Source organism: Paractinoplanes toevensis (genome assembly GCF_018332695.1).
GTDB lineage: Bacteria > Actinomycetota > Actinomycetes > Mycobacteriales > Micromonosporaceae > Actinoplanes > Actinoplanes toevensis.
Window position 1 is genome coordinate 49,558 of sequence record NZ_BOQN01000089.1, and the last position, 12,970, is coordinate 62,527.

The 12,970-nt window shown below is 71.1% G+C and carries 16 protein-coding genes; 7 read left to right on the forward strand and 9 right to left on the reverse strand.

The genetic code is table 11. The features are described from left to right. Positions 1–9: 9 nt before the first annotated feature. Positions 10–948, reverse strand: coding sequence for a thiamine-phosphate kinase (locus Ato02nite_RS34750; protein WP_213010917.1), 939 nt, complete (start codon positions 946–948; stop codon positions 10–12). A 99-nt stretch (positions 949–1,047) separates the two neighbouring features. On the opposite strand from Ato02nite_RS34750, the gene Ato02nite_RS34755 reads away from it, so the two are divergent. Together Ato02nite_RS34755 and Ato02nite_RS34760 are read left to right on the forward strand one after the other, a co-directional pair. After that, a complete protein-coding gene (locus tag Ato02nite_RS34755) occupies positions 1,048–1,281 on the forward strand; it encodes an Lrp/AsnC ligand binding domain-containing protein (protein ID WP_213010918.1) in 234 nt (77 codons plus the stop codon). 2 nt (positions 1,282–1,283) lie between these two features. Continuing rightward, positions 1,284–1,928: a DUF3515 family protein gene (locus Ato02nite_RS34760; RefSeq protein ID WP_213010919.1), complete on the forward strand. Its 645-nt coding sequence runs from the start codon at positions 1,284–1,286 to the stop codon at positions 1,926–1,928. Here the strand turns inward: Ato02nite_RS34760 and Ato02nite_RS34765 are convergent. Beyond that, positions 1,922–3,016 carry a D-alanine--D-alanine ligase family protein gene (locus tag Ato02nite_RS34765; protein ID WP_213010920.1) on the reverse strand — a complete coding sequence of 365 codons (1,095 nt, stop codon included), beginning with the start codon at positions 3,014–3,016 and terminating at the stop codon, positions 1,922–1,924. The two genes, Ato02nite_RS34760 and Ato02nite_RS34765, sit on opposite strands and share 7 nt — an antisense overlap. Before the next feature lie 108 nt (positions 3,017–3,124). On the opposite strand from Ato02nite_RS34765, the gene Ato02nite_RS34770 reads away from it, so the two are divergent. After that, positions 3,125–3,616, forward strand: a complete 492-nt coding sequence (locus tag Ato02nite_RS34770; RefSeq protein ID WP_213010921.1) for a protein-tyrosine phosphatase family protein — start codon at positions 3,125–3,127, stop codon at positions 3,614–3,616. Positions 3,617–3,619: 3 nt separating this feature from the next. Here the strand turns inward: Ato02nite_RS34770 and Ato02nite_RS34775 are convergent, their stop codons facing one another. The 7 genes from Ato02nite_RS34775 to Ato02nite_RS34805 form a co-directional block, all read right to left on the reverse strand. After that, the gene (locus Ato02nite_RS34775) at positions 3,620–4,303 is read right to left on the reverse strand and encodes a hypothetical protein (protein WP_213010922.1); all 684 of its coding nucleotides are present in this window, start codon (positions 4,301–4,303) and stop codon (positions 3,620–3,622) included. Then, on the reverse strand, positions 4,300–5,181 hold the full coding sequence (locus Ato02nite_RS34780; RefSeq protein ID WP_213010923.1) for an ABC transporter ATP-binding protein: 882 nt from the start codon (positions 5,179–5,181) through the stop codon (positions 4,300–4,302). Before Ato02nite_RS34780 ends, Ato02nite_RS34775 begins: the two co-directional genes overlap by 4 nt. Next, the gene (locus Ato02nite_RS34785; protein ID WP_213010924.1) at positions 5,178–5,531 is read right to left on the reverse strand and encodes a GntR family transcriptional regulator; all 354 of its coding nucleotides are present in this window, start codon (positions 5,529–5,531) and stop codon (positions 5,178–5,180) included. Before Ato02nite_RS34785 ends, Ato02nite_RS34780 begins: the two co-directional genes overlap by 4 nt. A gap of 84 nt (positions 5,532–5,615) precedes the next feature. Next, the gene (locus tag Ato02nite_RS34790; RefSeq protein WP_213010925.1) at positions 5,616–5,972 is read right to left on the reverse strand and encodes a hypothetical protein; all 357 of its coding nucleotides are present in this window, start codon (positions 5,970–5,972) and stop codon (positions 5,616–5,618) included. A 9-nt stretch (positions 5,973–5,981) separates the two neighbouring features. Then, positions 5,982–7,082 (reverse strand): cystathionine gamma-lyase, encoded by a 1,101-nt coding sequence (locus Ato02nite_RS34795; RefSeq protein WP_213010926.1) that lies wholly within the window; start codon positions 7,080–7,082, stop codon positions 5,982–5,984. Further along, positions 7,079–8,077 (reverse strand): NAD(P)H-dependent glycerol-3-phosphate dehydrogenase, encoded by a 999-nt coding sequence (locus Ato02nite_RS34800; protein ID WP_438873093.1) that lies wholly within the window; start codon positions 8,075–8,077, stop codon positions 7,079–7,081. Before Ato02nite_RS34800 ends, Ato02nite_RS34795 begins: the two co-directional genes overlap by 4 nt. Further along, positions 8,074–8,802 carry a lysophospholipid acyltransferase family protein gene (locus Ato02nite_RS34805; protein WP_213010928.1) on the reverse strand — a complete coding sequence of 243 codons (729 nt, stop codon included), beginning with the start codon at positions 8,800–8,802 and terminating at the stop codon, positions 8,074–8,076. Before Ato02nite_RS34805 ends, Ato02nite_RS34800 begins: the two co-directional genes overlap by 4 nt. A 126-nt stretch (positions 8,803–8,928) precedes the next feature. Between Ato02nite_RS34805 and cofC the strand changes: the two genes are divergently transcribed. From cofC to Ato02nite_RS34820, 4 genes are read left to right on the forward strand one after another with little or no spacing between them, the layout of a single operon-like run. Then, positions 8,929–9,573, forward strand: coding sequence for a 2-phospho-L-lactate guanylyltransferase (gene cofC, locus Ato02nite_RS34810; RefSeq protein ID WP_246607827.1), 645 nt, complete (start codon positions 8,929–8,931; stop codon positions 9,571–9,573). Between the two features lie 19 nt (positions 9,574–9,592). Then, the gene (locus Ato02nite_RS52015; RefSeq protein ID WP_246607828.1) at positions 9,593–9,790 is read left to right on the forward strand and encodes a cold-shock protein; all 198 of its coding nucleotides are present in this window, start codon (positions 9,593–9,595) and stop codon (positions 9,788–9,790) included. 55 nt (positions 9,791–9,845) lie between these two features. Further along, positions 9,846–12,086, forward strand: a complete 2,241-nt coding sequence (locus Ato02nite_RS34815; RefSeq protein WP_213010929.1) for an RNA degradosome polyphosphate kinase — start codon at positions 9,846–9,848, stop codon at positions 12,084–12,086. Beyond that, on the forward strand, positions 12,086–12,955 hold the full coding sequence (locus Ato02nite_RS34820; protein ID WP_213010930.1) for an NUDIX hydrolase: 870 nt from the start codon (positions 12,086–12,088) through the stop codon (positions 12,953–12,955). The genes Ato02nite_RS34815 and Ato02nite_RS34820 overlap by 1 nt, the downstream gene beginning before the upstream one ends. The last annotated feature ends 15 nt before the right edge of the window (positions 12,956–12,970 follow it).

Genomic DNA, 12,970 nt, shown 5'->3' on the forward strand with positions numbered 1-12,970 from the left:
AAAGAGTAATCAGCTGAAGTGGTCCCAGCCTCGGGGCCCGGACCAGTGTTTGCGGTCGACGGTGACGCCGGAGCCGTCGTAGACCCGGCCGATCTCGCGCCAGCCCTCGGGCAGTGTCGTGCCGGGCGGGAAGGTCGCGGCGAGCGCGTGGTCGTCGCCGCCGCCGAGCAGCCACTGGAGCGGGTCGACACCGAGGGCGGTGGCCGCGTCCCGCATCTGCGGCGGAACCGTGAAGGCGTCGGTGTGCACATCCAGGGCCACCAGCGAGGCCGTGGCGATCTGCCCGAGGTCCTGGAGCAGGCCGTCCGAGATGTCGATCATCGAGGTGGCGCCGTGCCGGGCGGCCAGCGGCCCGGCCGAATACGGAACCTCGGGCCGCCGGTACGCCTCGACCAGCGCTTTCGGCGTACGGAATCCGCGGGAAAGAATCGTGTAGCCGGCCGCCGCGTGTCCCGTACGCCCGGCAAGGGCGAGAATGTCGCCCGGCTGTGCCCCGCCGCGCACCACCGGAGGCCGCCCGCCCAGGTCGCCCAGTGCCGTGACCGCGACGGTGAGCGTCGGGCTCGACGACATGTCGCCGCCCACCACGCTCGCGCCGACCAGCGCGGCCTCGGCCGACAGGCCGACCGCCAGTTCCTCGGCCCAGCCGACCTCCAGGTCGGCGGGCGCGCACAGCGCCACCAGCAGCGCGGTCGGGGTGGCACCCATGGCCGCGATGTCGGCCAGGTTGGCGGCGGCGGCCCGGTGGCCGATGTCGGAGGCGCTGCCCCAGTCGCGGCGGAAGTGCCGGCCCTCGACGAGCACGTCGGTGGAGGCCACCACCCGGCCGTCGGGCGCGGCCACCACCGCGCTGTCGTCGCCCGGCCCGAGCAGGACCGTCGGGCCGGTTTCGAGCCGCGAGACGACCCGGGCAATCAGCCCGAACTCGCCGATCTCGGCAATGCTCACTGTGTGCAGCCTTTCCGTACCGGTGGCATCCCGCAGCCGCGTCGATTCTTACGGTAGTTTCACGTTCGAGTTACGGCTGGCAGAGGATGGGAGCGGATCGTGGTCCAGGCATACATCCTGATCCAAACAGAGGTCGGAAGGGCCCATGACGTGGCCGCCGCGATAGGCAAAATACCCGGTGTCATCCGGGTGGACGCCGTCACCGGCCCGTACGACGTGGTCGTGCTGGCCGAGGCACACACCGTAGACGATCTGGGTGGGCTGATTGTGAGCCAGGTCCAGAACGTCACGGGCATCATGCGGACGCTCACCTGCTCCGTGGTAAACCTCTGAGCATGGTCGACGTGGAGACTCCGCCGGAGCAGCGGAAGAAGCCGGATACGACGACGCGGGGGGCCGCCCTCTGGGCCACCGCGATCGCCGTTCCGGTGGCGCTGCTGGCCGGTCTCCTCGCGTTCTGGAAGGTGGCGCCGCACGACGACGCGGATGCCCGGCCCACCCCGTCGGCGACCGTGCCGGCGGTGGTTCCGTCCACTGCGGTGCAGATGGCCGCGCCGAAGCTGGATGCTCGCACCACCCAGGTCTGCCTGGCCGTGACGTCGCAGTTGCCGACCAGGGTCCGCGATCTGCCGGCCCGCAAGGTCAGCGCCGGCCCCGAGCAGAACGCCGCGTACGGCGAGCCCCCGATCACGGTGGCCTGCGGGATCACCCAGCCCACGATGTGCGAGCGGGTGGACGGCGGGCACGACGGCTGCGTCCCGCTGGACGCCACCATGTTCGCGATGAACGGCGTCTGCTGGTGGGGCGCCGACGGTCCGGCCGCGGACGTTTTCACCACGATGGACCGTGAGGTGGCCGTGCAGGTGACGGTGCCGGGCAGTTATCAGCAGACGGCCCAGTGGGCCAACGAGTTCTCCGACGCCGTGGTCAAGACGATCAAGTCGACGACCAAGGGCGTGCCCTCGGGGTGCACTCAGTGAAGGCCGGTACCGCGGCGTAGCGCGGTGCGGATCAGCCGGTCGACGACCTTCGGGTATTCGAGGCCGGTGGCCGCCCACATCAGCGGGAACATCGAGGTCGGCGTCATGCCGGGCATCGTGTTGATCTCGTTGAGGTAGATCTGGTGGTCGGCGGTGACGAAGAAGTCGACCCGGGCCAGGCCGGCGCAGTCGAGCGCGGTGAAGGTGCGCCGGGCGTACTCCTGAACCTGTGCGGCCACCTCGGCGGGCAGGTCGGCCGGGATGTCGTAGCGGCTGCCCTCGATGTATTTCGTCTCGAAGTCGTACCAGTCGTTGCCGTCGACGTGGATCTCGGCGAGCAGCGACGACTCGGGCGCTCCGCCGGCCTCGCCCTCGAGGACCCCGCACTCGATCTCGCGGCCCACGATCGCGGCCTCGACCAGCACCTTGGGGTCGATCTGCCGGGCGGTGGCGACGGCCGCGTCGAGGTCGGCCCAGTCGGTGATCTTGGTGATGCCGTGCGACGAGCCGGCCCGGGACGGCTTCACGAAGACCGGGAGGCCCAGCCGTTCCTTGTCGGCCTCGGACAGCTCGGCGCCGGCCCGGAGCACCGCGTAGGGGCCGACCGGAATGCCCTCGACGATCGCCAGCTTCTTGGTGAATTCCTTGTCCATGGCGGCGGCCGAGGCGAAGACGTTGGCACCGACGTAGGGGATGCCGGCCATCTCGAGCATGCCCTGGATGGTGCCGTCCTCGCCGTAGGCGCCGTGCAGCACGGGGAAGACCACGTCGACGCCGGCCAGCGAGGAGATGCCGGCGACCGGGTCGCGCACGATCAGCTCGGTCGCGGTCGGGTCGGCGGCGAGCACCACCGCGCTGCCGCTGGCCGTGGTGATCTCGGGCAGCCGCCGGTCGGTGATGGCCAGATCGGCCGGATCGCCGGCGGCCAGCACCCAGGCGCCCTCGCGGGTGATGCCGACCGGAACGACCTCGTACTGATCGCGGTCGAGAGCGCCAAGGAGGCTCCCGGCGCTCACGCACGAGATCGCGTGCTCGGTGCTGCGACCACCGAACACGATCGCGACGCGGGTCTTCCGAGGAGTCGTCACTTTTCTCGCGCCTTCCAGCTAGCGGGCATGCCGGGGGTGACCCTACTCTGCGTAAGCCACTCACGGGATCACCCGTCCGCCGCCACGGGACAAGGGAACTACGGGTTCATGAGAGCATCACTCCACGTGATCGCAGGGCTCGGCTCCGGCCAGCTGGCCACGATCGCGCACCCCCGCGGGGACGGCTGGGAGGCGGACGAACTGAGCGCTCTCGCCGACACCGGTGTCAGCGTCCTGGTATCGGCGCTGACCAATGTCGAGCAGCAGCGACTCGGGCTCGGCGGAACCGCGGCCACCGCCGCGGCCCTCGGTGTGGACTTCGTCTCGTTCCCGGCGGCCGAGGGCGGCATACCCCGCGAGGAGGCGGCCAGGGTGGTCAGCCTGGCCGGCCGGCTGGCCGCCCAGGTGCGGGCCGGACGGTTCGTGGCGACCCAGTGCTTCGGCGGCGTCGGCCGTTCGACGCTGCTGGCCTGCACGACGCTGGTGCTGCTCGGCATCGCCCCGGGCGATGCCCTGCGCCGCGTGACCGGCGGCTCCGAGATGCCGATCACCCGCGACTGGTTGTACGAGCTCTCGGCGCACCGGGCCACCCACCTCTGAGCCTCAGCCGGCCGTGCGCCGGATCGCGACGTCGCCGATGACCCGCTGGAACGCCAGCGCCGCGAGGGCCGTGGCCGCCAGCGACAGTGCCAGGGCCGCGGCGTAGGGCAGGTGGGCCGGCACGACACCGAACTCGTCGATGCCGAGCAGGCTGTCGGCCACCCCGGCCGGGACCGCGCCACCGATCATCACGACCAGGCCGATCCACGGCCGCCAGCGGTAGAAACCGGCCGAGATGAGCGCCCCCGAGATGAGGTAGGCGATCGTCTCCGGGAACACCTGGCCGAACTCGCCCAGCAGGCCGCCCACCGACAGCACCGGATAGCCGTCGCCGCGACCACCGATCGCGTCGAGCACGGCGCCTTCCAGGGCGTGGCCGAGCACCACGACCGCCGCGAAGGTGGCCGACGCGATCAGGCCGAACACTCCCGCTCCGGCGAGAAACTCGTGGCGGGTGCGGCCGTTGGCGAGAAACACGCGCAGCTGCATGACGACGAGCATGATGCCGACCACGAGCAGCCAATATTTCGCGGCCGAGCCGGCCAGCACGAGCCACATGCTGAAGCCGATCTCGCCGTTGCCGCCCACGACCACCCCGGTGACCAACAGGTCGGCGGTGAGCAGGATCGCCGCGAACGGGATGATGATCGGCCGGTAGATCCGGAACAGGGCGCCGTGCATGCTCATCGGATGGCCTCCAGCCGCTTCGACGGTGACGTGAGGTGGATGAAGAGGTCCTGGATGCCGACCGGGCCGAAGGTGAGGCCGGCCGCTTCACCGCGGGCCACGTCGGCCGGCTCGGGCCGCCAGTCGAGCGTCACCGCGCGCACGCCGCCGAGGCTCTGCTCGCCCAGCACGGGATGACCGCCGGCGAAGGCCTCGACCGCGTCGGCCGGACCGGTCACGGTGATGCCCCGGCCGCGCAGCTCGTCGGTCTCCTCGTGCAGCAGCAACCGCCCGTGATCGAGGATGATCACCCGCTCGAAGAGGTCGGCGACCTCCTCGATGAGGTGGGTGGAGAGGATGATCGTGCGCGGGTGGGCGAGGTAGTCGGCGAGCAGCTCGCGGTAGAAGTTGCTGCGGGCGACCGCGTCCATCCCCAGATAGGTCTCGTCGAGGATGGTCAGCGGGGCCCGGGACGCCAGGCCGAGCACCGCGCCGACCGCCGACCGCTGCCCCCGGGACAGCGCCGAGATCCGTTTGCGCGGCTCGAGCTCGAACAGGTCGAGCAGCCGGTCGGCGTAGTCCTGATCCCAGCCCGGGCGCAGCCACCCGGCCACGGCGAGCACCCCGCGCACCCGCTCGGCGTCATTGACGTCGAGGGTGTCGCGAACGAAGCAGGTCTGCCGCATGACGGCCGGATCTTCGAACGCGTCGGCGCCGTCGAACCGGACCGAGCCGCGGGTCGGCCGACGGTAGGACGCGAGCGCGCTGAGCAGGCTGGTCTTGCCGGAGCCGTTGCGGCCCAGCAGGCCGTAGATCTTGCCGGTGGGCAGGTCGAGGCTCACGTCGTCGACCGCGACGGTCGACCCGTATCGCACCGTGAGATCGCGCAGCTCGATCATCGGGCACCGCCGAGGTGCCGGACGATCTCGTCGACGCCGATGCCGATGCGTTTCGCCTCGACCAGCACCGGGTCGACCACCTCGGTGAAGAACCGCTCGCGCCGCGCCGCCCGCAGTTTCTCCCGGGCATCGGGGCTGACGAACATGCCGATGCCTCGCTTCTTGTAGAGCACGCCCTCGTCGACCAGCTGGGCGAAGCCCTTGGCCGCGGTGGCCGGGTTGATCCGGTAGAACGCCGCATATTGGTTGGTGGACATGACCTGTTCGTCCTCCTTGAGGGCTCCGCTCAGCACGTCGTTCTTGATGCCGTCGGCGATCTGCAGGTAGATCGGGCTGCGGTCGTCGAACACCGGAGCCTCCCTAGTTCTGCGGTTCATTACTCATGTAACGAACCATAGAACCACTGTGCCGGGAAGGGCAAGGGAAGAAAGCGGTCAGGCGGCGAAGGACTGCGGCAGCACGCCGGAATCCCACAGCTCGTCGAGATGCGCGAGGAAGCCGACCAGGCTGCCCTCCAGCTCCCGCCGCTCGGCGACGGTGAGCAGGGCCAGCGGATCGGAGAACACCAGTCCCGCCGGGTGGGCCGCCCGGGTGCCGACGAACTTGCGGCACGCCGAACACCAGACATAGCTGACCAGCGTCGGGCGACGGGCGTTCGACGGCGCATTGACGTACGCCCGGAGCCGCCGCTTGCCGCAGGCGGGACAGATCCGCTCCCCGGGCGCGGCGAAGAAGCTCTCACCCTGCGTCATTGCCGCGACCTGGTCGCCGGAGAAACTGTCCCAACCCATGCGAAAACCCTAGCCGTCGAGGGCCGCCGTCAGGTCGGCCAGAAGATCCGCCGCGTCCTCGATGCCGCAGGACAGCCGCACGAAACCCGGTGCCGTGTCGTCGCCGAACTGCGCTCGCCGGTCGGCCGTGGTGTGCACCCCGCCGAACGAGGTCGCCGCGAAGACCAGCGACGCCGCGGTGAGGAACCGCGCCACCCGCTCGGCCGAGCCCAGGTCGAACGAGACGATCCCGGGGATCCGCCGCATCTGCGTGCTGGCCACGGCGTACGACGGGTCGGACGGCAGGCCCGGCCAGCGCACGCCGGTCACGTCGGGACGTGCCGCGAGCAGGTCGGCGACCGCGGCGGCGTTGGCCGTCTGCCGGGCCAGCCGCAGGTCGAGCGTCGCGATCGACCGGTGCGCCAGCCAGCAGTCGAACGCTCCGGGCACCGCCCCGGTCTGCTTGCGCCAGGTCTCCACCTTGCCGAGCAGCGCGTCGTCGCCGCTCGACACGTAACCGAGCAGCACATCGGAGTGTCCGGTCAGCGCCTTGGTGCCGGACGCGACCACCACGTCGGCGCCGAGCGCGAGGGGGTTCTGCCCGAGCGGCGTGGCCGCGGTGTTGTCCACCGCGACGATGGCCCCGCCGGCGTGCGCGGCCGCCGAGACGGCCCGGATGTCGCACACGTCGAGACCGGGATTCGCCGGCGTCTCGAGCAGCACCAGGCGTACGCCCCGGAAGTCGGGGTATGGCCCGGAAGTCGGCACCAGGATGGTGGAAACGCCCAGCTCGCGAAGGGTTCCCTCGGCGAACGCGCGAACCGTGAAGTAACCGTCGGCGGGCAGTGCCACCGTGTCGCCGGAGCGCAGCACCGACAACAGCAACGCGGTGATCGCCGCCTGCCCGCTCGCGAAGACCAGCGTGGGGCCGCCCTCGAGCTGCCCGATCGCCGCCTCCAGCGCACGCCGGGTGGGGTGCTGGGTGCGGGCGTAGTCGTTCTGGCCCGGCCCGGTGACCGGGTCGAGGTGGAACGGCGCCGCGAACACCGGACCGGGCAGGAACGGGTCGCCGACCTCGGGCTTCTCCGGCAGCCCGGCGTGCACCGCCCGGGTGCCATCCGAATACGTCATTCCGGCTTGATCTCCCGTCCCATCAGCATCTTCACGGCGACCCGCGGGTCGGCGCCCTCGTGGCAGACCCGCTCGACCTGCTCGGTGATCGGCATCTCGACGCCGACCGTCCGGGCCAGGTCGCGGATCGCCAGGCAGCTCTTCACACCCTCGGCCGTCTGCCGCGCGGCCACCTGGGCCTCCTCCAGGCTCCGGCCGCGGCCCAGCTGCTCGCCGAACGTGCGGTTGCGAGACAGCGGCGACGAGCAGGTGGCGACCAGGTCGCCGAGGCCGGCCAGGCCGGCGAAGGTGAGCGGGTCGGCGCCGAGCGCGACGCCCAGCCGGGCGGTCTCGGCGAGGCCGCGGGTGATCAGCGAGGCCCGGGTGTTGTCGCCCATGCCCATCGCGATGGTCATCCCGTAGGCGAGGGCGATGACGTTCTTGACGGCGCCGCCCATCTCGCAGCCGATCACGTCCTCGCTCGTGTAGGGCCGGATGTAGGGCAGCGCGATGGCCTGCTGGACGGCCCGGCACCGGTCGGGGTCGGTGCCGGCCACCACGGTCGCGGCCGGCTGCTCGGCGGCGATCTCCGGGGCCAGGTTGGGGCCGGAGACGACCACCACCCGGTCGGCGTCGACCCGGGCGGTCTCCACGATGACCTGGCTCATCCGCTTGGTGGTGCCGAGCTCGATGCCCTTCATCAGCGAGATCAGGGTCGAGCCGGGCGCGAAGTGCCCGGCCCACTCGGCAAGGTTGCCGCGCAGCGTCTGGGACGGCACGGCGATGGCGATCAGCGACGAGCCGTCCAGCGCGGCGGCGAGGTCGCTGGTGGCGGTGATCTCCTTGGGCAGCTTCACCGACGGCAGCGCGCCCTCGTTGACGTGCCGGTCCCGGATCTCGGCGGCGACGACCTCGCGCCGGGCCCAGATGGTCACGTCGCTGCCGGCCTCGGCCAGCATCTTGGCGAACGCGGTGCCCCAGGCTCCGGATCCGAGAACGGTGGCGCGGCTCATCACGCCTCCCCGGCGGTGCCGGCCCGGCGGCCCGGCCGTTCGTAGAGGGCGGCCGGCGGTTCCTCGCCGCGCAGCTCGCCCAGCAGGGCTTTGATCTGGAGCATGATGTGGTCGGTCATCTCGTCGAGCACCGTGCGGGTCGGGGTGGCCCCCGCCCAGTGGGAGAGGTCGATCGGCTTGCCGGCGGTGACCGTGACCGGCGTACGCGGCCGCAGGCTGAGCCGGCTCGTGCGTGGGTCGAAGATCCGCTCGGCGCCCCAGTTCGCCACCGGTACCACCGGGGCGCCGGTGACCAGCGCCAGCCGGGCCGCACCGGTCTTGCCGCGCATCGGCCACAGCTGCGGGTCCTTGGTGGTGGTGCCCTCCGGGTAGATCACCACGACGCCACCCTGGTGCAGGGCATCGATCAGGACGTCGAGCGACTTCACCGCCTCCACACTGCCGCGTTCCACCGGGATCTGCTGGACCTTGCGCAGGAACGGCCCGAGCACCGGCACCCGCCAGATGCTGGCCTTACCGAGGAAGCGCGGCCAGCGGCCGGCGCCGTAGATGAAGTGGCCCACCACCAACGGATCGAAGTGCGAAACGTGGTTGGGCACGACGATGATGCCGCCGGTCGCCGGGATGTTCTCCATCCCGGTCCAGGTCCGTTTCGTCCAGACCGTCAACACCGGTATGCATAACCACGCCGCGAACCGTCGCCAGAATCCCAGCCTGCGCCGAGCCACGGCCCCTCCTGCCTACACCACGGCGTGTCCCCACCGCGGTCCCCATACCTCGGACGAATCATGCCTGCTCGCGGGCCGGAGGACCAGGCAGGGGTCCTTACCGTGACCGCTGGCAGACTTGCCCCCATGGTGCGGGACTGGACGGCGGTGATCCCCGTCAAGCGGCTGAGCGCGGCGAAGAGCCGGCTGCGGGGCGCGGTGCCCGCGGCCCGGCACGCCGACCTGGCCCTGGCCATGGTGCGCGACACCGTGTCCGCGGTGCTGGCCGGCGTGACGGTGGCCGAGTTGGTGGTGGTGACCGACGATCCGGTCGCGGCGGCCGCGGTGACCGAGCTGGGCGCGCGGGTGGTGCCGGACACACCGGGCGGCGACCTGAACGCCGCGATGCGGTTCGGTGCCGACGAGATCGTCGGACTTAACCGGTTCCGTACGGTCCTCGCCGGCGACCTGCCGGCGCTTCAGCCGGCGCAGCTCGACGAGGCGCTGCACGCGGCCGAGCGGAGGAGCTTCGTGGCCGACGCCGCCGGCACCGGAACCGTGCTGCTGGCGGCCGGGCCGGGCGAACCGCTCGACCCGCGCTTCGGTCTCGGCTCGGCGGTGGCGCACGCGGACTCCGGCGCCAAGGCGCTGACCGGAGACTGGCCGGGCCTCCGGCAGGACGTCGATACCCCGGCCGACCTGCGCCGGGTGCTCACGCTGGGGGCCGGCCGGCACACCTGCTCGCTGTTGCGTGATCTCGGACTCACGGTGAGCTGCGCCCCGGCCGCCTGAAACCGGTAGCGTTCAGGGCATGCAGGGCACGATCGCGACCTTCGACCCGGACACCCGCAGCGGGACCCTTCTGCTGGACAACGGCACTGAGCTGGCCTTCGACTCGATCGCCTTCGACCGGTCGGGTTTGCGCCTGCTGCGTCTGGGGCAGCGGGTGGACATCGACACCGAGTCCGCCGGCACCGTGCGCCGGGTCACCATTCCCGGAATCGGTTGAGTTGATCAAGCGCTAGTTCGTTTCACGTTTTCCCCGGACCCGCAATGATGGAGCGATGCAAACCCCGCCCCGGATCCCCGAGTCCCGTCGGCGTGGCCCGAACGGCCGCTTTCTCCCCCGGACCGCAGAGGAAGCAGGACCTACCGCCTTGGAGCACATCGTGACGGAACTGACCGCCGACGATCCGGCGGTGGACGAGGCATTCGAGACGGACAGCGCCCCCGAGCTGCCCGAGGACCGTTTCCTCAACCGCGAGCTGTCCTGGCTCGACTTCAACGCCCGGGTGCTGGCGCTGGCCGAGGACCCGGGCACCCCGCTGCTCGAACGGGCCAAGTTCCTGGCCATCTTCGCCAGCAACCTGGACGAGTTCTACATGGTTCGGGTCGCCGGGCTGAAGCGGCGGCTGAACGCCGGGCTGCCGATGCGCGGCGGCGACCGCAGCTCGTTGCGCAACCAGCTCGAGATGATCAGCGAGCGCGCCACCGACCTGGTCACCCGGCACGCGGCCTGCTTCGGTGACGAGGTCCGGCCGAAGCTGTCGGCCGAGGGGATCGAGCTGGTCAGCTGGGGCGAGCTGGGCCCAGCCGAGAAGGAGCGACTGCGGACGTACTTCCGGGAGCAGGTCTTCCCGGTGCTGACCCCGCTCGCGGTCGACCCGGCCCACCCGTTCCCCTACATCTCGAGCCGTTCGCTGAACCTGGCCGTGGTGCTGCGCGAGCCGGACGGCGGGGCTTCCGAGCTGTTCGCGCGAATCAAGGTGCCGAACAACGTGCCGCGCTTCGTGACCGTGCAGAACGACAGCCGCGGCATCCGCTTCCTGCCGGTCGAGGAGTTGATCGCGGTCCACCTCGACCAGCTCTTCTCGGGCATGCAGATCCAGGAGTGGCACCTGTTCCGGGTGACCCGCAACGCCGAGCTCGAGGTCGACGAGGACCGCGACGAGGACCTCCTGCAGGCCCTCGAGCGCGAGCTGGCACAGCGCCGGTTCGGCCCGCCGGTCCGGCTCGAGGTGGCCGCCTCGATCAGCGACCACGTGCTCGACACCCTGGTCCGCGAGCTCGACATGGACAGCCAGGACGTCCTGCGCGTGCCCGGCCTGCTCGACCTGTCGTCGCTGTGGCAGGTGTTCGGCGAGTGTGATCGGGACGACCTGAAGGACCGGCCGTTCGTGCCGGCCACCCACCCGCAGCTGGCCGACGGCGAGGTCCCGCGCAGCGTCTTCAACCGGCTGCGAGAGAGCGACATCCTGGTCCACCACCCCTATCATTCGTTCTCGACGAGCGTGCAGCGCTTCATCGAGCAGGCCGCCGCCGACCCGAACGTGCTGGCCATCAAGCAAACGCTCTACCGCACCTCCGGCGACTCGCCGATCGTCGACGCGCTGGTGGACGCGGCCGCGGCCGGCAAGCAGGTGGTCGTGCTGGTGGAGGTGAAGGCCCGGTTCGACGAGGTGGCCAACATCGCCTGGGCGCGCACCCTGGAGCGGGCCGGCTGTCACGTCGTCTACGGCCTGGTCGGCCTCAAGACCCACTGCAAAACCGCGTTGGTGGTGCGCCAGGAGGGCAACCAGATCCGGCGCTACTGCCATATCGGTACGGGCAACTACCACCCGAAGACCGCCCGGCTGTACGAGGACTTCGGCATGCTGACCGCCGACCCCGAGGTGGGCGCCGACGTCACCGACCTGTTCAACGTGCTGACCGGGTACAGCCGGCAGCGCTCGTTCCGCCGGCTGCTGGTGGCACCGCACGGCGTCCGCTCCGGCCTGATCGAGCGCATCGAGCAGCAGGCCGAGATCGCCCGGTCGGGCGGCGAGGCCCTGGTGCAGTTCAAGGTGAACTCGCTGGTCGACGAGGAGACGATCGACGCGCTCTACCGTGCCTCGCAGGACGGCGTGAAGGTCGACCTGGTCATCCGGGGCATGTGCGCGCTGCGCCCGGGCGTGGCCGGCTTCTCCGACAACATCCGGGTCCGCTCGATCGTCGGCCGGTTCCTGGAGCACTCCCGGGTGTTCCGGTTCGGACCGGGCGACGACGCCGAATACTGGATCGGCTCGGCCGACCTGATGCACCGCAACCTGGACCGCCGGGTCGAGGCGCTGGTCCGGGTGACCCTGCCGTCGGCCCAGCGCGATCTGCACGACGTTTTGGAGCTGTCGATGAGCGACGAGAGCGAAGGCTGGGACCTGGCCGGCGACGGCACCTGGCACCGCCGCCCGATCAGTCCGTCCGAGCCGCACATGCACCTCCAGGCGGCGCTGCTGCGGCGGATCATCGGTAAGGGCAAAGCGGTCTGATGGCGGATCAGGTACGCGCCGCCGGCGGTGTTCTCCACCGGGAGAGCGGCGAGATCTGCCTCGTGCACCGGCCCCGTTACGACGACTGGTCGCTGCCCAAGGGCAAGCTGGACGACGGCGAGCACCCGCTGGCCGGCGCGGTCCGTGAGGTGACCGAGGAGACCGGCTGGACGGGCGTGCCCGAGCTGCGACTCCCCACCGTCGCCTACGACCTGCCCGACGGAACACCCAAGACGGTCGACTACTGGCTCATGCGGGCGGCCGGCGACGGTCCGGTGCAGGACACCGACGAGGTCGACGAGGTGGTCTGGCTGTCTCCGGCCGAGGCGCTGACCCGGCTCAGCTACGACGACGAACGGCGACTGGTCGAGCATGTCACCACGCTCCCGCCGGTGACCGCCGTGGTGGGTCTGGTGCGGCACGCGCACGCCGGCGAGCGCAAGGAGTGGAAGGGCAACGACGCCCTGCGCCCGATCGACGAGCGTGGCCGGGACGAAGCGGCGCGGATCAGCGCGGTGCTGGCGCTGCTGCGGCCGGCGCGCCTCATCTCGGCCACTCCGCTGCGCTGCAAGCAGACCCTCGAACCACTGGCCGCGCTGCTCGGCGGCCGGCCGATCGTGCAGGACGGCGCGTTCGCCGAGCCGGCCGACCCGGACGATGCCCCGGCCAAGGCGAAACTGGCCGCCCAGCGGATCCTCGATCTGCGAACCGGCGGCGTGCCGGTGATCTGCAGTCAGGGCAAGGTGATGCCCACGATGCTGGCCACCCTGCTCGACGAATCGGATCCGGAGCCCTACAAGACGCCGAAGGGCGACGCGTGGTTGCTCACCTGGGCCGGGGACCGGCTGCTGGACGCGTCCCGGTTGTGAGTGGCGCACGGCGGG